At 67.7% G+C, this 23,249-nt stretch carries 19 protein-coding genes and 1 rRNA gene; 11 read left to right on the top strand and 9 right to left on the bottom strand.

Annotated elements, in window-relative coordinates:
- Nucleotides 1-108: ribosomal RNA gene (locus tag IE92_RS0113785) — 23S ribosomal RNA — on the top strand; the annotation flags it as partial.
- A 516-nt stretch (nucleotides 109-624) separates the two neighbouring features.
- On the opposite strand, the gene IE92_RS0113780 is transcribed toward IE92_RS0113785, so the two are convergent.
- From IE92_RS0113780 to IE92_RS0113760, 4 genes are all read right to left on the bottom strand, one after another.
- Complete coding sequence (locus IE92_RS0113780) at nucleotides 625-2,955, bottom strand: transglutaminase TgpA family protein (protein ID WP_156027567.1); 2,331 nt, start codon at nucleotides 2,953-2,955, stop codon at nucleotides 625-627.
- A complete protein-coding gene (locus tag IE92_RS0113775; protein ID WP_030149088.1) occupies nucleotides 2,952-4,205 on the bottom strand; it encodes a DUF58 domain-containing protein in 1,254 nt (417 codons plus the stop codon). Before IE92_RS0113775 ends, IE92_RS0113780 begins: the two co-directional genes overlap by 4 nt.
- Before the next feature lies 1 nt (nucleotide 4,206).
- Entirely contained in the window at nucleotides 4,207-5,220 is a 1,014-nt protein-coding gene (locus IE92_RS0113770) for an AAA family ATPase (protein WP_051701972.1), read from the bottom strand.
- 716 nt (nucleotides 5,221-5,936) lie between these two features.
- A complete protein-coding gene (locus IE92_RS0113760; protein ID WP_030149085.1) occupies nucleotides 5,937-6,419 on the bottom strand; it encodes a hypothetical protein in 483 nt (160 codons plus the stop codon).
- Nucleotides 6,420-6,666: 247 nt separating this feature from the next.
- On the opposite strand from IE92_RS0113760, the gene IE92_RS0113755 reads away from it, so the two are divergent.
- Genes IE92_RS0113755 through IE92_RS0113745 form a run of 3 tightly spaced genes read left to right on the top strand, consistent with a single transcriptional unit; the run spans nucleotide 6,667 to nucleotide 9,474 of the window.
- Nucleotides 6,667-7,656, top strand: coding sequence for a substrate-binding domain-containing protein (locus IE92_RS0113755; protein ID WP_342666432.1), 990 nt, complete (start codon nucleotides 6,667-6,669; stop codon nucleotides 7,654-7,656).
- 1 nt (nucleotide 7,657) lies between these two features.
- Complete coding sequence (locus IE92_RS0113750) at nucleotides 7,658-8,701, top strand: ABC transporter permease (protein WP_030149083.1); 1,044 nt, start codon at nucleotides 7,658-7,660, stop codon at nucleotides 8,699-8,701.
- A complete protein-coding gene (locus tag IE92_RS0113745) occupies nucleotides 8,698-9,474 on the top strand; it encodes an ATP-binding cassette domain-containing protein (RefSeq protein WP_030149082.1) in 777 nt (258 codons plus the stop codon). Before IE92_RS0113750 ends, IE92_RS0113745 begins: the two co-directional genes overlap by 4 nt.
- 122 nt (nucleotides 9,475-9,596) lie before the next feature.
- Here the strand turns inward: IE92_RS0113745 and IE92_RS0113740 are convergent, their stop codons facing one another.
- Nucleotides 9,597-10,391 (bottom strand): alpha/beta fold hydrolase, encoded by a 795-nt coding sequence (locus tag IE92_RS0113740; RefSeq protein WP_030149081.1) that lies wholly within the window; start codon nucleotides 10,389-10,391, stop codon nucleotides 9,597-9,599.
- Between the two features lie 7 nt (nucleotides 10,392-10,398).
- Entirely contained in the window at nucleotides 10,399-11,838 is a 1,440-nt protein-coding gene (locus IE92_RS0113735; protein ID WP_030149080.1) for an XRE family transcriptional regulator, read from the bottom strand.
- Between the two features lie 129 nt (nucleotides 11,839-11,967).
- Between IE92_RS0113735 and IE92_RS0113730 the strand changes: the two genes are divergently transcribed.
- Nucleotides 11,968-13,857: a phosphoenolpyruvate carboxykinase (GTP) gene (locus IE92_RS0113730; protein ID WP_030149079.1), complete on the top strand. Its 1,890-nt coding sequence runs from the start codon at nucleotides 11,968-11,970 to the stop codon at nucleotides 13,855-13,857.
- Nucleotides 13,858-13,982: 125 nt separating this feature from the next.
- On the opposite strand, the gene IE92_RS0113725 is transcribed toward IE92_RS0113730, so the two are convergent.
- A complete protein-coding gene (locus IE92_RS0113725; RefSeq protein ID WP_051701971.1) occupies nucleotides 13,983-14,792 on the bottom strand; it encodes a hypothetical protein in 810 nt (269 codons plus the stop codon).
- 142 nt (nucleotides 14,793-14,934) lie between these two features.
- Between IE92_RS0113725 and IE92_RS0113720 the strand changes: the two genes are divergently transcribed.
- From IE92_RS0113720 to IE92_RS0113695, 6 genes are read left to right on the top strand one after another with little or no spacing between them, the layout of a single operon-like run.
- Nucleotides 14,935-15,696, top strand: a complete 762-nt coding sequence (locus IE92_RS0113720; RefSeq protein ID WP_051701970.1) for an HAD family hydrolase — start codon at nucleotides 14,935-14,937, stop codon at nucleotides 15,694-15,696.
- A 44-nt stretch (nucleotides 15,697-15,740) separates the two neighbouring features.
- On the top strand, nucleotides 15,741-16,718 hold the full coding sequence (gene phnD, locus IE92_RS0113715; RefSeq protein WP_156027565.1) for a phosphate/phosphite/phosphonate ABC transporter substrate-binding protein: 978 nt from the start codon (nucleotides 15,741-15,743) through the stop codon (nucleotides 16,716-16,718).
- A gap of 8 nt (nucleotides 16,719-16,726) precedes the next feature.
- Nucleotides 16,727-17,572, top strand: a complete 846-nt coding sequence (gene phnC / locus IE92_RS0113710) for a phosphonate ABC transporter ATP-binding protein (RefSeq protein ID WP_030149075.1) — start codon at nucleotides 16,727-16,729, stop codon at nucleotides 17,570-17,572.
- Nucleotides 17,569-18,372 carry a phosphonate ABC transporter, permease protein PhnE gene (gene phnE, locus IE92_RS0113705; protein ID WP_030149074.1) on the top strand — a complete coding sequence of 268 codons (804 nt, stop codon included), beginning with the start codon at nucleotides 17,569-17,571 and terminating at the stop codon, nucleotides 18,370-18,372. Before phnC ends, phnE (IE92_RS0113705) begins: the two co-directional genes overlap by 4 nt.
- Nucleotides 18,369-19,223, top strand: a complete 855-nt coding sequence (gene phnE / locus IE92_RS0113700; RefSeq protein WP_030149073.1) for a phosphonate ABC transporter, permease protein PhnE — start codon at nucleotides 18,369-18,371, stop codon at nucleotides 19,221-19,223. Before phnE (IE92_RS0113705) ends, phnE (IE92_RS0113700) begins: the two co-directional genes overlap by 4 nt.
- A 32-nt stretch (nucleotides 19,224-19,255) precedes the next feature.
- Nucleotides 19,256-20,164, top strand: a complete 909-nt coding sequence (locus IE92_RS0113695) for a MurR/RpiR family transcriptional regulator (RefSeq protein WP_245601304.1) — start codon at nucleotides 19,256-19,258, stop codon at nucleotides 20,162-20,164.
- A gap of 151 nt (nucleotides 20,165-20,315) precedes the next feature.
- Here IE92_RS0113695 and IE92_RS0113690 read toward each other — a convergent pair whose 3' ends face one another.
- Nucleotides 20,316-22,172, bottom strand: coding sequence for an ABC transporter ATP-binding protein (locus IE92_RS0113690; RefSeq protein WP_030149071.1), 1,857 nt, complete (start codon nucleotides 22,170-22,172; stop codon nucleotides 20,316-20,318).
- A 409-nt stretch (nucleotides 22,173-22,581) separates the two neighbouring features.
- A complete protein-coding gene (locus tag IE92_RS0113685; RefSeq protein WP_030149070.1) occupies nucleotides 22,582-23,247 on the bottom strand; it encodes an ABC transporter ATP-binding protein in 666 nt (221 codons plus the stop codon).
- Between the last annotated feature and the right edge of the window lie 2 nt (nucleotides 23,248-23,249).

Raw genomic sequence — 23,249 nt, 5'->3', positions numbered from 1 at the left:
TTGGGGTGAGGCTCCCAGTAGACTACTGGGTTGATAGGCCGGATGTGGAAGCGAGGACTAAAGACTCGTGGAGCTGACCGGTACTAATAGGCCGATAGCCGGACTTCTTTACAACACATGTGTGTGTTGCAGGTTGAGAGCCCTGACCGTTTACGGTCGGGGCTTTCCTTGTTTAACAGCACTGGTGCTGGTGCTGGTGCTGGTTGTGGTGTGTGGTTGCTGGTTGTGGGTCTTGCCTGGAGGGTGGGGCCTTTTCGTGTTTAACCCGTGGTGAGTATTCGGGAGGCTGGTGTGTGTGGTGGTTGTGGGCCTTGCCTGGAGGGCGGGGCCTTTTCGTGTTTAACCCGGCTGTGGGGTGTGTGTGTGTGGGTGTGCTGCCGCGGCCGGTGGCCTTGCCGGGGAGGGGATGGCCGAGGGCTTCGAGACTCAAACTCAGGGCTCAGGGCTCAGGGCTCTGGGTGTGGGTTAGTGGTCGAGGCCGGAGCGGGCGACCAGGACCGCGATCTCCGTACGATTACGCGCACCCAACTTGAGGTGGTGAGGGCTGAGCCTTTCTTGGGCGTTCTCCGCTTGGCATAGTGGTGACGCAGGCTTGAGGGAGGGAGCACGGGCTCTCCGCCTGGGCTAGTGGCGACGCAGGCTTCGGGGGAGGAAGAATGCGCGCAGGCGCACACGGGCCGGCTGGGCCTCTCGCAGGGCGCGGATCGTCTCGGTACCCGCGGGGAGGGTCTGGAGCTGATCCCGGGTGGAAGGGTGCCGTGGGGTCCGCGGGTTCGCGCCTTGTGTCTGCGTCGAGGGTGCGGGACGACGGTAGCTCTCGGCGTCGAGCGCACCGATGAGGTGTGCGAGGTGATCCGCGCTGACACCCGGGTACTCGCCGAGGCGTGCGGCAAACTCGCGCGAGGTTTCTCCGTGTGGGTGCTCGATTCCCAAATCGAGGGCTACCGCGTTCAGTTCCGTCCACACGGCCCCCGCCGGGGTCCCCGTACGTGCTCCCCGCGCAAACCGTCGTCCACGCTGCCAGCGGCGCAGCAGGGCCGGGACAACGAGGACAGACAACAGCGCCAGCGCCAGGATCGCTCCGAGGATGATCTCCGGACCCAACAGCAGGGCGGAGATGTTTGCACCGGGGCTTTTCGGCCCGGCCGACGGAGTGGGGGCGGAGGTCGGCGAAGTGGTGGGGGCGGAGGTGGGTGCCGATGTCGGGGCGGCGGTGGGGGCAGTGGTCGGAGCCGTCGACGGGGTCGGCGCCACCGCGCCAAACTGGGCGGGCGCGCCCCGGCTAGTGGTGGGCTCAAATGAGATCCACCCCGCGCCTTCAAAATAGAGTTCGGGCCACGCGTGCAACTGCTGAGAGGTTACCCGGTAGGTGCGATCGCCGGCATCGTTGATCGTATCGGGGGTTCCCGGCAGATAGCCCACGGCGATTCGCGCGGGGATACCCAAGAGCCGGGACATGACCGTCATCGCCGAGGAAAAGTGCACGCAGTACCCGGTCTTGCGTTCCAGGAAGCTGGCAATAACCTGCCCGGCCGATCCGTCAAAGCCCTTTTCGACCGGTGCCTGCTCCGAGTAGGTGAAGTTATCGCGGAAGTATGACTGCATCGCCATGGCCCGGTCGTAATCGGTGTCGGCACCGGCGACCACCTGGCTGAGGACGTCTAGGATTTCGGTGGGCATGTCATCAGGAAGCGAACGATATCGATCGTCGATGCTGCTACCGCCGCCGGGAGTCGCCGCGCGCAGCTGTTCCGCCGTCGGCTCGGCCACGATGCTCTTGACCGTGTACTGCTGCGCGCGGGTGGTGGACATGTTGCTGTAGGCGGACAGCCCGGGACGCTCCCAGAGCCAGGTACCCAGAAGCCCTTCGACGCTTGATGCGGCGTAGGGCATCGGAAGCCAGTTCGTCGAGAGTGAATCGATGGTGATCGTGGTGCTGATCTCCGTGCGTGAGGTCTCGGCGGCGAGTCCCGGTGGACTCGGAAACGCATCCACCGTCGCGCTGGGGTTGCTGGAAAAGCCACGCGGCTGCCACAGCGTTCGGTCGAGGTCATCGATCGTGAACACCCGAAGATACGGTGCGTCCTCGGCCGTGGTTACATACTTGAGCGCCACGGTGTTGGAACCCCGCCGTAGGTCTTCACCCAGCGTGATGAGGGGGTTGATTCCGCTCTCAAACGGCCCGGGATGGGCGTTTACCGCGACCGGAGACGGGGCAATCGACGTGGTCAGCGTCGGGGCGGCAATCAGCGCGACCACTACCGCCACGGCGGCCGTCGGAATCGCCGTCGGACGCAGCCGCCCCATCCGCTCGGTGTCGAACTGCCGGGGACGGGTGAGAGCCAACAACAGCAGAATCGCGCAGCCCAGCGCCGCGAACGAAAAGACATTGAGTGCGGGAACCGTCACCAACTGAGGTGCCGCGTACACGGCGATCGCCAGCAGAATCGCGACCAGCGGCAGGCGAGCTAGCAGGACCAGCGCGGCCGACACAAAGGCGATGACAACACCGGCTACGGCGATCAGGAAGGAGAATCCGGCATCCGGGCGAAGGGGTGCCACCCCCGAGGCCATATCGACCAGCCCCGTCCGGGTGAGCTCTTGGAATCTGAGCACCGTGTTGGGGGTCGGGATGATGCCCAGTAGAGCGGTTCCCGGTGCCACGGCGGCGGTGAGCCCGCACAGCCCAACAACCGCGCCGACCAGCCAGGGGAGGACGGCTCGAACCCACCCGGGTCCGGTGGCCCGCGGGCGGCGGAACAGGATGAGGAGCGCGGCGATTGCCGCGTACATGAACGCCGAGATCACCAGAGGCGTGGTGATCCAGGAGGCCCCCACAAAGATGCTGCCGAAACCACCCAGTCCGGTTCCCACCACAAAGAGCGTGGCCGCGGACTGGCTCACCGGTGCCAGGCGGTCGGAGACCGTGCGAGAATCCGTGACATTGTGACTCATGCGTGCCACCCCAGACGCGATCCACGCGCCGCCTCGGGGACGGGCAGGATGGTGCAGGACCAGCCCGCCGATTCCAATATGGTCAAAATATCCGCGGGAACATCATCGGTGAACAGTGCGGTTGCCGAGTCGATTGAGGCGGCGAGCGTCGCAAATTCGGCCGCCGCGGCGGGGGTAAGGCTGCCGAGGATCGCCAGCAGCGAGTTGCGCTGTGACACCAGCGGATACAGTCCGCTGATCGAGGTCGGGGTGGCGGTTGGCCGAATGCGTGCCAGCTCAAGCAGGGCGGGTTCGGCGATGGCGACACCGCCGTCGAGTCCGCGCGAGGTCAGCGGAGTTCCCCCGGCGCAGAGCACCGGCTGCCATCCACGCTGGGCCGCATCAATCGAGGCGGTCGCGGCCAGGGACACCGCCCATTCGAATGCGGCATCGGACCCCTCGGCTCCACTCGGGGTGGGCCAGTGCCGAGCATCCACATCCAGGATGACAAAGAGACTCGGCGAGGGCGTGGCCTCCTCCTGACGCACCATCAGCTCCCCGTGTCGCGCGCTCGCACGCCAGTTCACCCGCCGAATCGAATCCCCGGGGCGGTACACCCGGGGGATCGGATCATCGAGCCCGGACTCGCCGCGCCTCGCTACCCGGCCGGCCTGACCGTCCACCCCCTGCCCGCTGAGGCCGCCGAAGGGAACGTGCGCGGCTGGGCGCGGCAACACGGTAATCTCGCTCGTTCCGCCGATGTGACGACGCAGCCGCATCACACCAAAGGGGTCTCCGAGGAGGGCCTCGACCGGCCCCAACCGATACAGGCCTCGGCGAAGCGCGCGCACGGTGGTACCCAGCTCAACAACCGAATCCCCCGAGGGGAGTCGCCTCCGGACGGGCGATTCGAGCGGAAGTGAGAGGTCCACGGCCACCTCGGTGGGGAGCAGGTCGTGCCAGTCCGAGGCCGCCACCCGCGCCGCCCCGGGACCGGTGAGGCGCACCCGCAGGTGCATCCGGTCATCGGCCGTCAGCGAGGTCACCGGGAGCACACGCTCGGCCCGTACCGGAGCAAGGGGCCACAGCGATACCACCAGGGCCAGCGGAAAGATCGTCGCGAGGAGGAGGCCGGCCGCCATCAGCTGCACCGAGCCCAGGGACGTCGCGGTCACAAAGACGAGGATGACCACGATGATCAGACCCCAGCCGCGGACGGTGAGGGTGAAGCGCGCGTTGCGCCGGGAGGGCCGATGCGGCGCGCGGGCCATGCTAGCCCGCCTGACCCGAGTGCGGAACGGGGGTGTCGCGCAGGATGTCGGACAGGACATCGCCGATCGCGCTACCCGAGTGGACATCGTGTTCGCCGGCACTTCTGCGGGTGGGAATCAGGCGGTGTTCCAGGACCGGTAGCACCAGGGCTGCCACATCGTCGGGGAGGACAAAATCGCGACCGTCCAGCGCCGCCCGTGCCTTTGCCGCGCGCACCAGCTGCAGGGTCGCTCGGGGGCTGGCCCCCAGCTTCAGATCGGGGTGAACCCGGGTCGCACGAATCAGGGCGACGGTATACGCCTCCACCAGCGGGGACACATAGACGTGCTGCGCCCAGGTGATCAGGCTCTCCAACTCATCCCGGCCAACCACGGCGGTAATGCTGTCGAGAGGGTTGGCGGTGTTGCGCTGGCGCAGCATCTTCATCTCGGCCTCGGCATCGGGGTATCCCATCGAGATGCGCAGCATGAACCGGTCGCGCTGAGCCTCGGGCAGCACGTAGGTGCCCTCCATGTCCAACGGATTCTGGGTGGCGATCACGGTAAACGGGTGCGGCAACCGGTGGGTTTGTCCATCGCTGGTGACCTGACGTTCGGCCATCGCCTCGAGCAGCGCCGACTGGGTTTTGGGGGAGGCTCGGTTGATCTCATCGGCGATCACGATGTGCGCAAACACCGCGCCCGGCTTGAACTCAAACTCGCCCCGACCGGCATCGTAAATCGAGACGCCGGTGATATCCGCCGGGAGCAGGTCCGGGGTGAACTGGATTCGCCCCACCGTGCAGTCCACGCTCGCGGCCAGGGCGCGTGCGAGCGCGGTCTTGCCGACGCCCGGGACGTCCTCGATCAGCACGTGGCCCTCGGCCAGCAGTGCAATCAGGGCGAGTTTGGCGGGCTCGGGCTTGCCATCGATCACCGTCTCCACCCGGTCCAGGATGCGCTGGGCGACCGCGCGAAACTCCTCGGGGTTGCGCGCTTCGGCGGCGGGAGTGGCTTCGGGGTGGGGGAGACTCATGCGAGGTCCTCTCGGTGGGAAACGGGGAGGGAACGAAGACGATCGCGACGGAGCGCATATAGGCAGAAGAGGACCGTGAGATTGGCCAGTCCCACGAGCAGCAGGGGCGCGGAGAGCATGCGCACAGTCTCATTAATCTGCCACTGCTCCCGGACGCTGTCGCTAAACGACTCGACGTACATGCCCGAATTGCTGGAATCGCTGAGATAAATCACGGTCCAGGCCCCGCCCGCCAGACACAACGCGGTGAAGACCCAGAGCACAACCAACCAGGGATTTCGCCCCGTCGCTGGGGCCCCCGGAAGCGGTGCGTCGGGCGACGCGGGCTGACCCCAGCTCTGGGGGGATCCCAGGTGCGCACTGGTTGGTGTGGCCCGGCCCTCGCGCGCGGGATCCACGGGGGTAGCGGGCGTCGAGACCTCGGTATCCACCCGCTCGGAGGCCCCCGACCGTTCCCGCCCGTCCCGGGGGCGAACCCGGGTGGGATCGGTGCGAGAATCCCGAGCTGACCGGCGAGATTCCTCGGCAGCAGGCGCGGGCGCACCGGTAAAACCGCGCTGGAAAGCCGGGTCAAAACGCGTGTCCACCACGTGTGCTCGCTTCCCGCCGCGACTGCGCGGCATCGGTTGGTGATTGCCCCGATCCTAGCGTCGCGCCCTGCCAGGCGGTAGGACATCCGGGAATGAGTCGGCCGGAGGGGCCGAGTGCGGCGACGGTTACCCGCGCTCGGCGGAGCCGAACCGGGGCGCGGATTCCTGGTGCCGCAGGTCAAAACGAATCGCGCTGACCGCCAGCCCGATGAGGAGCGCCAGTAGTCCCGTCACGAGGAACGGGAAGGCCAGCAGGGTCAGCATCTGGATGAGCGGATCCCACGGGTTGGGGGTATCCGGATAGGCCTGGTCGAAGTAGCCATTGGAGACGTAGCGCAGGCTCTGAGCGAAGATACCCAGCATCCCCAAGACAAACGTCACACCGCCCACGATCCAGAGGCTCAACACCCACGGGTTGCGGCGTCGGATCGGGGGCATCGCGAACTCAAAATCCTGGATGTCCTGGAAGTCCTGGGGCGGATGTCCCCAGGTTTGGGGTGTCCCCGCCCGGTCGGCGTAAACGGTGGGCGGGGCCGGAGTCTCCTCGGGCGGACGCACCGATCCCGAAAACCCGCGCTGGAATGCCGGGTCAAATCGTGAATCCACCACGGTGCCTCGCTTCCTGCCGCTCGCGCGGCCTCGGTATGAAGTGCCCCGATCCTAGCGCGAATATCCGGGTCGTTCGCCGCAGCGGCGTGGCCGAAGACCGTAACGAATAGCACCCTCCTGCTGCACGGATACCCGGTTGCGTGCACCGCAGAAACCGTGTGCGCCCCCGCGACGATAGGATCGAAACACCCTGGCTCGCGTCTTCCCCCGCGCGACCGCATCCCCTCAATCAAAGGACATCCCCACCGTGACCCTGCGCCCCTGGACCCGACGCGCCCTGACCACCCTGGCCGGCGCCGGACTCGTTCTTACCCTCGCGGCGTGTGGGGGGCCCGCGGGGGTGGGCGGCGCCGAGGGGAAGGAAACCTCCTCCGGTCCCGAATTGAAGATCGCCATGATCACCCACTCGGGTGCCGGCGATACCTTCTGGGACATCGTGCGCTCGGGGGCCGAGGCTGCGGCGAAGAAGGACCATGCCGAGCTGCTGTACTCCTCCGACCCCGATGGTGCCCGCCAGGCGCAGCTCGTGGATCAGGCCGTGGATCAGAAGGTGGATGGCATCATCGTGACCCTCGCCAAGCCCGATGCCGTGGCCTCCGCGGTGAAGGCGGCCGTGGCGGCGGGTATTCCGGTGGTGTCGATCAACTCCGGTGAGGATGCCTGGCAGGCCCTCGGCGTGCTGGCCCACTTCGGCCAGAATGAGACCATCGCCGGCGAGGCCGCGGGAACCAAGCTGGACGAGCTCGGGGCCAAAAAGGTCGTGTGCGTGGTGCATGAGCAGGGCAACGTGGGCCACGAGGCCCGCTGCGACGGCCTCGCCAAAACCTTCACCGGCAGCGTCGAGCGCCTCTACGTCAACGGTCAGGACATGACCAACGTGGCCTCCACGATCACCGCCAAGCTGCAGACCAGCTCCGACATCGACTACGTGGTCACCCTCGGTGCCCCGTTCGCGATGACCGCGATCGACGCGATCGCCGACGCCGGCAGCTCGGCGAAACTGGCGACCTTCGACCTCAGCGCCGACGCCGTGGACGCGATGAAGGCGGGCAAAATCCAGTTCATCGTGGACCAGCAGCCCTACCTGCAGGGTTACGAGGCGCTGGATAACCTGTGGCTGTACAAGACCAACGGCAACATCCTCGGTGGCGGAAAGACCGTGCTGACCGGACCGCAGATCCTGACCTCCGCCGACGCCGACAAGATCGCCGGCTTCGCCAAGAACGGTACCCGCTAATTTGAGTACCGGTGACCTGATTCGCGACGAGCGGGTGCGCGGACGCGGGCTGTTTGAGCGCGTGTTTGTCCGTCCCGAGATCGGGGCGCTCGCCGCGGCCCTGGTGCTGTTTGTGGTGTTCGCCGCGGTGTCGCCGGTCTTCACCCAGCCCGCATCGCTGGCCACCATCCTGTACGGTGCGTCGACCGTGGGCATCATGGCCGTCGGCGTCTCTCTGCTGATGATCGGCGGCGAGGTGGACCTCTCGGCCGGCGTGGCCGTGACCACCAGTGCCCTGACCGCCGCGCTGATCGCCTACTGGTTTGGCGGCAACATCTGGTGGGGTGTGCTGTTCTCGCTGATCGCCGCGCTCGCCGTGGGCGCGCTCAACGGGTGGCTCCTCACCCGGACCCGGCTGTCGAGCTTCATCGTGACCCTGGCGTCCTTCTTCATGCTCACCGGTCTGAACCTCGGTGTCACCCGAATGCTGACCGGCGGCGTCGCAACCCCCTCGATCGAGGCGGCGCCGGGCTATGAGCTGGGCCGAGAGATCTTTGCCGCCGACGTGCCCGTGTTCGGAATCACGATCAAGATCACCGTGTTCTATTGGATCGCGCTGGTGATCATCGCGACGTGGATTCTGCGTCGCACCCGGGTGGGTAACTGGATTTTTGCATCCGGCGGTGCCCCGGCCGCGGCCCGCGCCTCGGGCGTTCCGGTGCGCGCCACCAAGATTGGCCTGTACATCGGCGTGGGGTTCTGCGCCTGGCTGCTGGCCATGCACCAGCTGTTTGCGTTCAAGACCGTGCAGTCGGGGGAGGGCATCGGGAACGAGTTCCTCTACATCATCGCCGCGGTGGTGGGCGGATGCCTGATGACCGGCGGCTACGGTTCGGCGATCGGGGCGGCGATCGGCGCACTGATCTACGGGATGGCGCTCAAGGGTGTGGTCTACGCCGAGTGGAGCCCCGACTGGCTGAAGTTCTTCCTCGGCGCGATGCTCCTGGCCGCGACCGTCTTCAACGTCTATCTGCAGCGCCGCGCGGCCCGAGGGAGGATCCGATGAACGCCCCGCTGCTGAGGCTGACCGGTGTGGGTAAGACCCACGGCAACGTGATCTCCCTGGCGGATGTGGACCTCGAGGTGCACGCCGGCTCGGTGACCTGTGTGCTCGGCGATAACGGTGCCGGCAAGTCCACCCTGATCGGGATCATCTCCGGCAACCATGCACCGGACTCGGGAATCCTGGAGATCGATGGGATCCCCACGCGGCTAACCTCGCCCCGGCAGGCCCTGGAGCGCGGCATCGCCACCGTCTACCAGGACCTCGCGGTGGTGCCGCTGATGCCGATCTGGCGCAACTTCTTCCTCGGACAGGAGCTCACCCGCGGATGGGGGCCGCTGAGCCGGCTGGATATCGCCACGATGCGGGAGATCACCCGGCGGGAGCTGGCCGGGATGGGCATCGACCTGCGCGATGTTGACCAGCCCATTGGGACCCTCTCCGGCGGGGAACGCCAGAGTGTGGCCATTGCCCGGGCCGTGTACTTCGGCGCGCGCATCCTGATGCTTGATGAACCCACCGCGGCGCTCGGGGTGAAGCAGTCGGCCCTCGTGCTGCGGCATATCCGGCACGCGCGTGAGCGTGGACTCGGGGTCATCTTCATTACCCATAACCCGCGTCACGCGATGCCGGTGGCCGATCGATTCCTGATCCTGGGCCGCGGCCGTACGATCGGGGCCTTCCCACGTGAGGAGGCCAGCATCGAGCGGATCACCGCGCTGATGGCCGGCGGGGACGAGCTGGACGAGCTGCTGCGCGAGCTGGACGAGGACTAGCGCTCGAGGCTTGCGCGTCGGCACCGTGTTGGGCAGGCAGCCGCCGGGAAGACCGGGGCACCGTTCCCGAGATCGTCGCTCGAAGCGAGGGACTGCGGGGCGAGGCAGGTTACTCCGCGGGACTAAACCCGGTCGCGGTGGCGCACCAAAAACTCGACCGCCGCGTCCTTGAAGGCGCGGGCACCCACGGCGTTGAGGTGACCTCGGCCGGGGATCTCCACAAACTCCGCCCCGGCATCCGCGGCAAGGGCCCGGCTGCCCGGGGCCACCGCATCCTTCTCGCCGGTGGCCAGCAGCATCGGCGGAGTGGGGGTCGCCCCCAGGGCCGCGTGCTCGCCGCCGCGTACCCCCTCCACCACGGCGATGAGCGCGTCCAGCCGGTTCCCCGGCACCCCCTCGGCCATGCGGACATAACCGGCGGTCAGCGGATCCGCGATCGGGGTGCCGTGGTCGCGGTAGGCATAGGCCGCGGGGGCATCAAAGGTGGTGAGCGGGTCGCCCTCGGGCATGCCGCCGAGCACCAGGTCGTACAGCAGTTCGGGGCTCTCCCTACCCAGCCGCCATCCGGTACGAGCACCCATCGAATAGCCCAGGTAGTGGGCGCGCGGGACGCCGTGGTGGGCGAGAACCGCGCGCGCATCCGCGGCGAATAGGCTCAGGGAGTAGCGGGCGGGATCCGAGGGTGCATCGGAGGATCCGTGCCCACGCAGGTCGAAGGCGAGCACACCAAAGCCCGCGCGGGTGAGCTCGCGCGTCCATCCACTCAGCTCCCAGTTCAAAAAGGCGTGGGAGGCGAAGCCGTGGACCGCGAGCACCGTGGGGGCGCTCGGATCCCCGTAGCGATAGGTTGCCAGGCGCAGCCCATCGGTGGTGGTGACATACTCGGTCGGGACGGTCGGTTCGGTGGGAATCAGCATGTCGTGCCTAGCCCGCGTGCCGCTCGAGGAACTCGTACACCTCGGTGTCGTCCACCCCGGGGAAGGTGCCGCTGGGCAGCGGGGAGAGGATGTGGGCGTGCAGGCGTGCGCTGGGCCAGGACTTGTCCTGCCAGCGGTTCACCAGGTCCTTCGCCGGGCGGCGGCAGCAGGCGGCGTCCGGGCAGGTGCTGGTCGCTCGGATCGAGGTTTCGCGTCCGCGGAAGTACTTGGACTGGTTGAACGGAACGCCCACCGAAATCGAGAACTCACCCGCATCCGTGGATCCGGTCTGGGTGGCACACCAGAAGGTTCCCGCGGGGGTATCGGTGTACTGGTAGAACTCGGTGGTCCGGTTGGTGCGCTCAAACGCGGCCCGGGCGGCCCAGTGCCGGCAGATGATCTGGCCCTCGACGGCACCGGTGATATCGGAGGGCAGGGGGAGACCGTCGTTGGCGAAGACCTTGGCCACCGCACCCTGCTCATCCACCCGGAGGAAGTGCAGCGGCATTTCCAGCTGCGAGGTCATCAGGTTGGTCAGGCGAATGCCCGCGGCCTCGTGGGTCACACCAAACGCATCGCGGAAGTCCTCCACCGCCAGGTTGCGCTCCCGCTTGGCAGCCTGGAGGAAGGAGACGGCGGCGGTCTGCGGCATCAGGCAGGCGGCGGCGAAGTAGTTGATCTCCATTCGCTGCAGCAGGAACTGCGCGTAGGAGGTGGGCCGGGTGTGGCCCAGCAGGCGGTGGGCCATCGCCTGCAACGCCATCGAGCGCAGGCCGTGTCCGCCGGGGATCGAGGCCGGGGGAAGATAGATCCGACCGTTTTCCAGGTCGGTCACCGAGCGCGCCGAGTGGGGGAGATCGTTGACGTAGATGAGCTCGAGCCCCAGCTGCTGGGCCATGATCGACACCGTGCGGTGGGTGATGGCCCCGGTGGTGTGTCCGCTGGCGCGCACACGCTCCTCGGCGATCTTCTCGATGTCGGGAAGGTAGTTATCCACCGCCCGCATCTTCTCGCGCAGTTCGGTGTTGGCCCGGCGGGCCTCCTCGGGGGTGGCCACCGCCTCGGTCGCCCGACGCTGAAGCTCATGGTGCAAGCCGACGATCGAGGCCAGGGCGTCGTCGGCCAGGCCGCGGGTCACCCGGATGGGCGGCAGTCCCAGCTCGGTGAAGACCCCGAGCTTCTGCGAGCGTTCCAGCTCGATCTCCAGCGCGGCCCGCGGAGACGGAGCCTCCGAGGTGAGCAGGTCGGCCAGGTTGAGGCCCAGGGTCTGGGCGATCTGCTGGAGGGAGGAGAGCTTGGGTTCACGCTTGCCGTTCTCGATCAGCGAGAGCTGGCTTCCGGCCAGGCCCACCGATTCCCCGAGTTGATCGAGGGTCAGGCCGCGGGCGGTGCGGAAGTGTCGAATCCGTTTGCCAAGGGTCGCAAGATCTGCGGAGATACCGGTCATCTCTTCATCATAGGGAAAGAATCACGGTTCTTAACACCAAATTACAGCCGTTTTCTTCGATTTTCGCGCGCAGGATGGGGTTAGTGGTGAAACTTACACCGCATCCACTCGGCCGAAGGAGACCGTGAGATGACGATGATCGACCAGCGACACGATGCCCAGACGAAGACCGAAGCGGTCCGTGGCGCCGCCCAAGACGGTGCCGCGACCGGAGCCGCCGCGACGTATCCCGCGGCCGCCGGTGTGCCGGCGGCGCTCGCCGAGTGGGTCGCCACGATCGCCGCGCACACCCGCCCCGACCGCGTGGTCTGGTGGACCGGAACGCCGGCCGAGGTCACCGAGCTGCAGGAGGAGCTGGTCGCCGAGGGCAAGCTGATCCGTCTGAACCCCGAGCTGCGTCCCGACTCGTTCCTTGCCCGCAGCAATCCGGATGATGTGGCGCGGGTGGAATCCCGCACGTTTATCTGTAGCGAGGACCCCGCCGACGCCGGCCCGACAAACAACTGGCATGAACCCGCCGCGATGCGCGCCGAACTGAGCGCGCGCTTTGCCGGCAGCATGCGGGGACGCACGATGTTTGTGGTCCCGTTCAGCATGGGGCCGGTGGGCGGTCCGCTCTCCCGGGTGGGTGTGCAGCTCACCGATTCGGGCTACGCGACGCTCTCGATGACCATCATGACCCGGACCGGATCCGCGGTGCTGGACGAGATCGAACGCGGTGCCGACTGGGTGCGCGCGATCCACTCGGTGGGTGCGCCGCTGCTGCCCGGCGAGGCCGATGTAGCCTGGCCTTGCAACCCGGAGAAGTACATCGTTCAGTTCCCCGAGACTCGCGAAATCTGGTCCTTCGGTTCCGGCTACGGCGGAAACGCGCTGCTGGCAAAGAAGTGTTTTGCGCTGCGGATCGCCAGCGTTCAGGGCCGGGACGAGGGCTGGCTGGCCGAGCACATGCTGCTCATGCGGCTGATCTCGCCCGAGGGCCGTGCATTCCACATCGCGGGGGCCTTCCCCTCGGCCTGCGGCAAGACGAACCTGGCCATGCTGCGCCCGGATCTGCCCGGCTGGCGGGTGGAAACCCTCGGTGACGACATCGCCTGGCTTCAGCCGCGGCAGGACGGTCGGCTCTGGGCGATCAACCCCGAGGCCGGATTCTTCGGGGTCGCGCCGGGGACCAATGCCAAGACCAACCGGGCGGCCATCGAGATGCTGGCCGCGCACACGATCTTCACCAACGTCGCGCTGACGGCCGAGGGGGACGTATGGTGGGAGGGCCTGACCGACGTGCCGCCCGCGGGGCTGACCGATTGGCAGGGTAACCCGTGGGACCAGTCTTCGGGGACCCCGGCCGCACACCCCAACGCCCGCTTCACGGTGGCCGCCGAGCACTGCCCGACCGCTGCCGAGAACATCGGCGAGGCCGTGCCGGTGGACGCGATCCTGTTTGGTGGACGCCGCGCGAGCACCGTGCCCCTGGTCACCGAGGCGCGAGGGTGGGCGCACGGGGTCTACCTCGGTGCCACGATCGCCAGCGAAACCACGGCCGCGGCCGAGGGTGCCACCGGCATCGTGCGCCGCGATCCCTTCGCGATGCTCCCGTTCTGCGGGTACCACGTGGCCGATCACTGGGCACACTGGCTGCGCATCGGCGAGCAGCTGGATCCCGAGCTGGCCCCGCGGATGTACCGGGTCAACTGGTTCCGACGCGACGCCGAGGGCGGGTTCCTCTGGCCGGGATTCACCGAGAATGCGCGGGTTCTTGCCTGGATCGCCGGGCGTATCACCGGCGAGGCCGAGGCGAACGAGACGGCCATCGGTGCGGTCCCGCTCGCCGCGGACATCGCCGCCGAGGGGCTGGGCGCGGACCGCCTCAGCCAGCTGCTGACGGTGGACCCGGTCGAGTGGCGCTACGAGGTCGAGCGCGAGGCTGAGTTTTTTGGTGGGGTCGGGAACCGGTTGCCGCTGGAGCTTTCGGGCCAGCTGGCCGAGGCGCGCATTCGGATCGCCCGGGCGTTCGGATGATCGCGTTAGTGGTTCGGGTGTTTGCGATGGGGGTCCGCCGGGCCCGCGACGCCGCACGCGAATAAACCATGATTGCGCCGGGTACCCACGGGGGTGGGTACCCGGCGTATGCATGCCCGTGGGGTTTAGGGAGTCAGCGCGTTGTAGCGCAGTCGCGGCGGTGCCGACACGTGCACCGAGCACAGCTCGCCCGCCGAGCCGGCGTAGGGGAACGCGGTGACCAGGTGGATGCCGCGGGAATCCTCGAGAGCATAGGCCAGTGCTGCGTGTCCGGGGGAGCCGGGCCGTGCCTGGTAGAGCAGGGTGTGGGCGGCCAGGCCCGGGGTGATCTGCTCGCGCAGGCGCAGCAGGTCCCCCCGGCGTGGACCGCCCGAGAACAGCGGCAGCAGCACCTCGGTGAGGCGGGCCAGCGGCGTGGATTCTCCGTCCTCGGGGCGGAAGTGGGTCGCCGGCAGGCCGAGCGCTCCGGCGAGCTCGCCGTCGATCCACCGTTCACGCTTGGTGCCATAGGGAGTCTGCACCGGCGCATACAGGTAGCCGTATACGTGTAGGAGACCGGCGTTGGCCTCGGGCGCGGTGGAGGGGAGCCCGGCGCGAGCGCTCAGAACGTTGAGGACCGGAGCGGCGAGCACCGCGGATCCCACGTTCTCATCGACCGCGGTGGAACGACCCCAGTGGGCAAAGACGCCGGCGGCGCGGTCGCGGTCCAGGGCATCGGCAAGCCAGGGTTGGGCGCGGAAGAGATCCTCGGCGAGGCTGAGCGGGGTGGCTTCGGCCAGCGCGGTGAGGTGGAGCGACAGGTCCTGCAGGTGGGTGTGCAGGGCGGCGGTGTCCGTGGGGTTCGTACGCAGCGCGGAGTGCGCCGCGGACCCGTCGGTCGGGGACGGCGCGAGGGCGGTGGTGCGCGATGCCGCGGTGCCGAAGAAGTGCTTCATGAACTCATGCTAGGTGGAGCATGCTGGGTGACCGCCCGCTCACGCCGTTCGGCCGTCACACGTTCACGACCCGTTCACCCACTCGTGGTCATTTCGTCCATTTTGACTTCTTAGTCTGGACGCATCGTCCACGAGGAGAATTGTGATCCCCACCCCCACCCTGATTTTTGACTTTGATGGCACCGTTGCCCTCGGCACCGGTCCGGTTCGAGCCTACGCCGTCGCCGCGGCCTCCGGAATCCCCGCCGAACGGCGCGCAGACTTCCTGACCCGGGTCCTGGATGAGCACACCGATCCCGAAGCCCTGGACGGCTACGACCGGGTCGCCCGGGCGGCCCGCCTCCTCGGTGTCGGCGAGGAGGATCTCTCCGCCGCCTATCTGCACTCGCGCAGCGTGCTCGGCGGTGCCGAAGCACCGATCCTCGCCCCGCGTGGATTCCGGGAGTTCCTGGAACAGGCCCGGACGCACGCCGAGATCGTCCTGGTCACCAACGCGCCCGCCGCGGGCATCGACCGGGTCCTGCAGACCCTGGGCCTCGCACCGCTGTTCGACCGGGTTGTCACCCAGGCCGGCAAGCCCGCCGGGTTCCCGGTCATCCTCGATGAGCTGAGCGCGAGCCCGCTGCCCGAACGATTCACCGTCGAGGCCGGGCACCAGAACGCCTCCGATCGGGACGCCCCCGCTGCCGAATCGGCCGCCGCAGCCGAACGCGGACCGGTCCTCTCGATCGGCGACATCTGGGAAAACGACCTCGCCCCGATTCACCAGCGCGGCCACCACACGGCCCTGGTTGGCACCCGCCGTCCCGCCGAGGCCACCCCCGACCTCGCGGCCGAACGCCTGGAGAGCCTCTACCCCGAGCTGCTCGCCTGGGCCCGCGGCGAATTCATCGCCGCCCACTAAACCTCACCCCCTCCCTCTCACACCCCATATTGGAAGGCATAACCATGCTGAAGAAGTCCCTGAGCGCCCTGGCCCTGATCGGTGCCGCGGCCATCGTCCTGACCGGTTGTTCGGCTAACGCCGGCTCCGGATCCTCCGCCTCACCCGAAGCCATCAAGGACCCCACCGAGCTGACCCTCGCGCTTGTTCCCTCGCAGGACCAGTCCGGTTTGGTCGACACCGCCGCCCCGCTGACCGACTTCCTGACCAAGGAACTCGGCATCACCGTCCACGGCGTTGTGTCCAAGGATTACCAGGCCGCCGTCGAGGCGATGGGTGCAGGTCAGGCCCAGATCGGCTTCCTGCCCTCGCTGCAGCTGTGGCAGGCCAGCGACAAGTACGGTGCCAAGACCGTGCTGCAGACCGAGCGCAACGGCAACATCAGCTACCCCGCCCAGTTCATGACCAACAACCCCGATAAGTACTGCAAGGACAAGCCGGTCGAGCGCGACGGCAAGCTGTTCTGCAACGGTGCCGACGCCCTCAAGGGCCCGGCCGGACTCGACGAGATCAAGAAGATCAAGGGTGCCAAGGTTTCGGTCCTGGGCCCGGGATCCCCGGCCGGTTACATCTACCCGATGCTGGCACTCAAGGAGGCCGGACTGAACATCGACACCGACATCAATAAGCTTCCGGTCACCGCTAACGACGCCTCCGTGCTCGCCGTCTACAACGGTGACGCCGAGGTCGGCTTCTCGTTCTGGGATGCCCGCGACATCGTCAAGAAGGACACCCCGGACGTGGGCCAGAAGGTTGTGGTCTTCGCCCTGAGCCAGGAAATCCCCAACGACGGCGTGACCCTGAGCAAGGACCTCTCTCCCAAGCTCCAGGACAAGATCGCCAAGGCCCTGGCCGACTACTCCAACACCGAGGCCGGATCCAAGGTGCTGCAGAGCATCTACTCGATCACCAAGCTCGCCCCGGCCGACCCCAAGTCCCTCGACGTTGTGGCCCGTGCCGCAAAGAGCCTCGGACTGCAGTAGTGACCCGGATTTCCCCGGAAACCCCGGCGGGGGCCGCGACCGCGGCCTCCGCCCCCTGGTCCATCCGGTTGCGCGACGCGGTGGTTCGCTACCCCAACGGTGTGGTGGGCCTCAAGAAGATTTCCCTCGACATCGAAGCCGGCGAGATGGTCTCCATCGTCGGCCTCTCCGGATCGGGCAAGTCCAGCCTGATCCGCACCATCAACGGCCTGGTGCCGCTCAGCTCGGGCACCCTCGAGGTTGGCGGGCACCGGATGGATCTCGCCCGCGGCCGCGAACTGCGCCGCCTGCGTGGACAGATCGGCATGATCTTCCAGGGGTTCAACCTCGCCGGGCGCACCACGGTGCTCAACAACGTCCTGGTAGGACGCCTCGCCCACACCTCGGTGCCGCGCACCCTGGTCGGTGCATACCGTCAGCGGGATCGACAGCTGGCCTTCGAGGCGCTGGATCGCGTCGGTATGCTCGAACGGGTATATCACCGGGCGGCACACCTCTCCGGCGGGCAGCAGCAGCGCGTGGCTATCGCCCGCGCCCTGGCTCAGGAGCCCGGCATCGTGCTGGCCGATGAGCCCGTGGCAAGCCTTGACCCGCCCACCGCCCACGCGGTCATGGGCGACCTGCGCCGGATCAACCGCGAACTCGGGATCACCGTGCTGGTCAACCTGCACCTGCTCGACCTCGCCCGCGGCTACGGCACCCGGCTGATTGGGCTGCGCGCCGGGGAGATCGTCTACGACGGCCCCGCGGCCACCGCCACCGATGCCGACTTCGAGCGGATCTATGGACGGCCGATTGGCGACCAGGATCTGCTGGGCGGCCAGAGTGCTGCCCCCACCGGGACGCCCGCGTGAGTGCAGCAGAGTATCCCGGTCTCCCCGCCAAACCCGGCGGACGCTGGAAGATCTGGCTGGCCATCGCGATCATCGCGGCCATTACCGCGGTGACCCTGGCTCCCGGCATCGGCGTGGACTTCTCCCTCGACGCCATTGTGCGCAACTGGCGCAACGGTGCCGAGAAGATCGGTCAGCTGCTGGTGCCCGACTGGTCGTTCTTCCCGCGCACGATTGAACCGCTGATTGAGACCCTGCAGATGGCGGTGATCGCCTCGGTGATCGGCGCGATCGTCTCGGTCCCGCTGAGCATGTGGGCAGCCCGCCTGACCAACCCCAACCGGATCACCCGCGGACTCGTGCGCACCATCCTCAACATCGTGCGCGCGGTCCCCGATCTGCTCTACGCCGCGGTCCTAGTTGCCATGGTCGGGGTGGGTGCCCTGCCGGGTATCATCGCGCTGGTGCTGTTCAACGTGGGCATCGTGGTCAAGCTGGTGTCCGAGGCGATCGAGTCCGGGGATCCCGGTCCCGGTGAGGCCGCGCGTGCGGCCGGCGGCACCCAGACCCAGATCAACCGGGCGGCGCTGCTGCCGGATATCTGGCCGCCGTTTATCAACCAGGCGCTGTACGCGTTTGAACTCAACGTACGCGCCTCGACCGTGCTGGGCCTCGTCGGCGCGGGTGGCCTCGGCCTCCTGATCGATGCGGTGCGTACCTTCTACCGTTACGACCAGCTCGCGCTGATCATCCTCGAAATACTCGTGGTTGTGGTGCTGATCGACTGGGCGAGTGCGGCGATGAGAAAGCGTTTGAAATGACAGCCTTGAATACCGCGCCGCGCACCGTGCGCTCGGCCCCTGCGCGCGCGATCACGCCGCCGGCCAAGCCGCGCCGCCCCTGGCGAACCGTGATCACCGTGGCCATCACCCTCCTGGTGGTGCTGGTCTTCTGGTCGGTCAAGGTGGACTGGGCGCGCACCGCAAACCTTCCCGCGGACATCGCCCGCTACCTGTGGCTGATGTTCTCCAACCCCGCCTGGGACAGGGTCCCCGAGGCGCTCTGGCAGACCTGGCGCAGCGTGGAGATGGCGTGGGTGGGATGCCTGCTGGGTATTGTGATCTCGTTCCCGCTGAGCTTCCTCGCCGCCCGTGGCATCGGCCCGGCCCCGGTGCGGCTCGCTCTGCGTGGGCTGTTTTCGCTGATCCGTGCGGTTCCCGAGATCGTGATTGCCATCGTGATTCTCTCGGTCACCGGGCTCACCCCGCTGACCGGTGCGCTCGCGCTCGCGGTCAACGGCATCGGAACCCTGGGCAAGTGGGGATACGAGGCGATTGAGGGTGTGCATCCCGGACCCATCGAGGCCGTGAAAGCCGCCGGTGGAAGCCGCTGGCAGACCGTGCGCTGGGGAATCTGGCCGCAGGCGGCGCCGGAGTTTGTGTCGTTCTGGCTCTACCGGTTTGAGATCAACGTACGCGCCAGCGCCGTGCTGGGGCTGATCGGTGTGGGCGGAATTGGCGATATGCTCACCTCGTACACCCAGTACCGGGAGTGGCCCACCGTGGGTGCGCTACTGATCGTGGTCATCATCGTGACCATCGCCATTGACCTGACCTCCGGTGCCATTCGTCGCCGGATCACCGAGGGGAGTAAGGCGCGTGACCTCGCCTAGCATCCGTGTCCCGTTCGAGAGGAACGCCGCCCGTGACCTCGTCTAGCATCGATGTTGTCTCCACCGGGGAGATTCCCACCGCGATGCCCACCGTGCGCATCGCCACCGCCCTGCCGGGCATGCAGCGCAGCGAGCGTCGGGCGGCGGAGATCATCGCCGCCGATCCCGAGAGCGTGGTGGAGCTGACCGCGCAGGAGCTCGCCGACCGCGCCGGAGTCGCTCGCTCGACCGTGGTGCGGATGTGCCAGAGCCTCGGCTACCGAGGATATCCGCAGCTTCGGGTTGCGTTGGCCGGGGAGCTCGCGCTCGCCGGAGAGATCGCCCAGCGCACCGAGGACGCCGACCCGGGCGCGGGTGCGCTCGGCCGGATCCGCGCCGAGATCGTCGCCCTGGCGCAGGTTCTGCCGCAGATCGCCAGCGTGCTGAGCGAACCCGAGGTGGACTCGGCGGTGGACTCGATCGTCGCCGCGGGCCGGGTACTCGTGGTTGCCAGCGGCCTGTCGGGTCCGCTGGCGATGGATCTGGCGATGCGCCTGACCGCCGCCGGTCGGCCGGCGGAAACCCTGGCCGATCCGATTGGCCAGCAGATTGCCGCCCGTGGCCTGCGCGCCGAGGATGTCTGCCTGGTGATCTCCGGCAGTGGTGCCAACGAGGCGAGCCTGCGCGCCGCCGCCCAGGCCAATGAGGCCGGGGCGCGGGTAATCGCGGTTACCTCGTTCCGTAACACCCCGCTGACCCGTCTGGCCGCGATCACCCTGCTGCTGGCCCCGGCGGCGAGCTTCCGCCAGGAGCTGGAACACACCTCGCGGGTACCGCACGTGGTATTTCTCGAGGCGCTGGTGGAGACCATCGGGACGCGCCTCGGCGCGGCTGGTGAACGGGCGCGCTCACGCGTGCTCGACGTGCTTGCCGAAAACCTCGGCGACGAGGCGGGCCGCTAGGCTCGCCCACCCACCGGCGGCTCGCATCGGAAACGAGCCGGCCGAGTGATTGATGCCCCGTACCGTCCTCCAGCGGTGCGGGGCATCGTCGGGTTTCGGGGAAGCGCAACGCCCCGGCCGAGAAACCCGGCCGGGGCGTTGGGCCTGCGCGTTACACCAGGAACTGGTGCTTGGCCAGATCCCGGTACAGCGGCACCGAAGCCACCAGTTCGGAGTGGGTGCCGGTGCCCAGCACGGTGCCGTGTTCGAGAACCACGATCTTGTCGGAGTCCACGACGGTAGAGAGGCGGTGGGCGATGATGATCAGCGTGCGATCCTTGGCCACGGCGTCCAGCGCCACCCGCATGAGCTGCTCGTTCTGGCCATCCAGCGAGGAGGTGGACTCGTCCAGCAGCAGCACCGGGTGGGCGGCAAGCAGCGCGCGGGCGATGGCCAGGCGCTGACGCTCACCACCGGAGAGCATGATGCCGTCCTCACCCACGGCGGCGTCCAGGCCGGCGCTGTTGCGCGCCAGGACCTCGCCGAGGTTGACGTCGCGCAGCACGCGCTCGCAGTCCGCATCGGTCGCGTCGGGGGCACCGAGCAGCAGGTTATCGCGGAGGGAACCGGCCAGGACCGGGGCATCCTGCTCCACATAGCCGATCTGGCCGCGCAGGTCGCCGCGGTCCAGGGCCCGGATGTCGCGGCCACCGAAGAGGATCGCGCCGTCCTGGGGGTCGTAGAAGCGCTCGATCAGCGCCAGGATCGTCGATTTTCCGGCACCGGACGGACCCACCAGCGCGGTCCGGGTGCCGCGTTCGGCGGTGAAGGACACCCCGCGCAGCACCTCGGTGCGCTCGCCGGTGGCGGTGACGGTGCGGATATCGTCGGCCTCGGCCACGCCGCCGGTCGCCGGGGCGGTCGCGTAGCCAAACTTGACGTCGCGGAACTCGATCGCCGCGGCCTCGGCCGAGACGGTGCCGGGATCGCTCAGGGCGGCGGCGATTTCGGCGTCGTTGGCGTCCTCGGCGGGCAGATCGATGATCTCCTGGATCCGGCCCAGGGCACCGAGCGCCTGGTTGGTCGCGGTGAGCGCCCCGAAGGCCTGGCCCAGCGGCATGATCATCATGAACAGGAACATTACAAACGCGACCAGGCTGGAGATTTCGATCGCGCCCGAGGCCACGCGGAATCCGCCCACGCCCAGCACCACCAGCAGCGAGGCCTGCATCGCGATACCGGCAACCGGGACCACCAGAGCGGAGGCCTTGGCGACACGGATACCCATCTTCCAGGCGGCGGTTGCGTGCTGCTCAACCCCGGCGATCTCGCGCTCGGTGGCACCGGCCGCACGCACGGTCCGAACCGAGCTGATTGCCCGCTCCACGGCGGAGGTCAGATCGCCCACGCGAGCCTGAGCCGCGGCACTGGCCTGGCGAATCCGCGCCGAGAGCGCGACCACTACGAGCACCGAGACGGCCACCACAAGAACCGTGAGGCCCAGCAGGACCGGATCGAGGATCAGCATCGCGATCAGCGCACCCACAAAGGTCACCGCGCCACCGATGGCCTCGATCAGCCCCTGGGTGAGGACCGCGCGCAGCAGGGTCGTGTCGCTGCCCACGCGGGAAACCAGGTCGCCGGTGCGGCGGGCATCAAACTCGGAGACCGGCAGGCGCAGCATCCGCGAAATCAGACGCTTGCGGCTGGAGAGCACCACACCCTCACCGGTGCGCTGGAGCAGATAGTGCTGGTAGCCCATGAGGAGCGCGGAGATGACAACCAGCGCCACCAGCGCCCAGACCAGCGATCCCAGCATCTCGTTCTTCTGCACCCGGCCGATGACCTGGCTGACCAGCAGCGGCTGGGCGAGCGAGGCCAGGGCTCCCAGGACCGAGAGCAGGATGATGAACCACAGCATCCGCTTGTGCTCAAACAGGAACGGCAGCAGCTGCCTAAACGAGGCGCGCGGACCCTCCTGCGGCTTGCGCCGGGCGAAGGGGGAGCGGGACTGAGCGGGCGAGGACATGTGGCCTTTCCTGGTGCCGAACACACTCCTGGGGTGGCATTCGGCGGGGTAAATCGGCGGCCGAAAGCGTGCGCGGTCTGGCCGGGTGTTGGGTTGAAACGGCGCACGAGAGCCCGGGGCCCCCACGCGACGATGCGGCGGGAGGCGGAACCGCGTGCTTTCCTTACCGTAGAACACCCGGCGGGCCTGGTCAAACGCATCGGTAACGCGCGTGACCGGGGATTTTCCCGACCCCGCGTCGACACAGTTCCGACAGTCTGTCGCCAAGACGGGCGTGTCCGGGGGCCGTGCACGCGCGGGACCCAAAACCGAGGGCCGGAACTACCCCCGGCACCTATTCGATGTGCCCCTCCCGTCAAAGTGTGCCGATGGCCAGCCGGCGGACGAGAGGAGGGGTACCCGCCAGTAGCTACACGCGCGTCTGCGCTCGCGCTCCGATCTCGAAGATGCGATCACAACGGCGGGCCACACCCTGGTCATGGGTGACCACGAGGAGGGTCTTGTTGTAATCACGCTGCAGGTCCAGCATCTCGGTGATTGCACGGTCCGCCATAGCTGCGTCCAGCGCACCGGTCGGCTCATCCGCCAGGATGAGCTCACCGGGTTTGAGGAGGCAGCGGGCAAGGGCCACACGCTGACGCTCGCCACCGGAGAGCGTCATGACCCTATCCTCGGCAACCTCGTGCAGGCCCAGCCGGTCCAGCAGTTCCATGGCCTGTGCGATCTTGCGCGATCGCCGGGCTCTGACGCCGTGCATCCCAAGCAGAACGTTCTCCACGGCTGTGGAGGAATTGATCAGTGCAAACGATTGGAAAAGATAGTTAATGTGATCTCGGCGCAGCGCGGTGGCTGCCGATCCATTGATCCGAGGAAGGGGCTTTCCATTGAAGCGGATGACCCCTGACGACGGGTCATCAAGCAGCCCGATCACGTTGAGCAGGGTTGATTTGCCCGAGCCGGATGGGCCAACAATCGCCACTGATTCGCCGCTAAATACCTCCAGGTTGATGCGATCGAGAATCGTTCGCGACCCGTAGGTTTTTGTGACGGCGTCGAGGGTGAGTAGAGCGTTCACAG

It is taken from the genome of Mycetocola saprophilus (assembly GCF_000718085.1).
In the GTDB taxonomy this organism is placed as follows: domain Bacteria; phylum Actinomycetota; class Actinomycetes; order Actinomycetales; family Microbacteriaceae; genus Mycetocola; species Mycetocola saprophilus.
The sequence above is the reverse complement of the archived record's forward strand: the minus strand, read 5'-3'. Positions and strand labels throughout refer to the sequence as shown.

What these genes read in the sequence shown, in the direction of transcription:
- IE92_RS0113775 (WP_030149088.1), bottom strand. Translation starts at nt 4,205, where the DNA reads ATGGCCCGCGCGCCGCATCGGCCCTCCCGGCGCAACGCGCGCTTCACC.
- phnE (WP_030149073.1), top strand. Translation starts at nt 18,369, where the DNA reads ATGACAGCCTTGAATACCGCGCCGCGCACCGTGCGCTCGGCCCCTGCG.
- IE92_RS0113745 (WP_030149082.1), top strand. Translation starts at nt 8,698, where the DNA reads ATGAACGCCCCGCTGCTGAGGCTGACCGGTGTGGGTAAGACCCACGGC.
- IE92_RS0113780 (WP_156027567.1), bottom strand. Translation starts at nt 2,955, where the DNA reads ATGAGTCACAATGTCACGGATTCTCGCACGGTCTCCGACCGCCTGGCA.
- IE92_RS0113690 (WP_030149071.1), bottom strand. Translation starts at nt 22,172, where the DNA reads ATGTCCTCGCCCGCTCAGTCCCGCTCCCCCTTCGCCCGGCGCAAGCCG.
- IE92_RS0113725 (WP_051701971.1), bottom strand. Translation starts at nt 14,792, where the DNA reads ATGAAGCACTTCTTCGGCACCGCGGCATCGCGCACCACCGCCCTCGCG.
- phnD (WP_156027565.1), top strand. Translation starts at nt 15,741, where the DNA reads ATGCTGAAGAAGTCCCTGAGCGCCCTGGCCCTGATCGGTGCCGCGGCC.
- IE92_RS0113740 (WP_030149081.1), bottom strand. Translation starts at nt 10,391, where the DNA reads ATGCTGATTCCCACCGAACCGACCGTCCCGACCGAGTATGTCACCACC.
- IE92_RS0113730 (WP_030149079.1), top strand. Translation starts at nt 11,968, where the DNA reads ATGACGATGATCGACCAGCGACACGATGCCCAGACGAAGACCGAAGCG.
- IE92_RS0113770 (WP_051701972.1), bottom strand. Translation starts at nt 5,220, where the DNA reads ATGAGTCTCCCCCACCCCGAAGCCACTCCCGCCGCCGAAGCGCGCAAC.
- IE92_RS0113735 (WP_030149080.1), bottom strand. Translation starts at nt 11,838, where the DNA reads ATGACCGGTATCTCCGCAGATCTTGCGACCCTTGGCAAACGGATTCGA.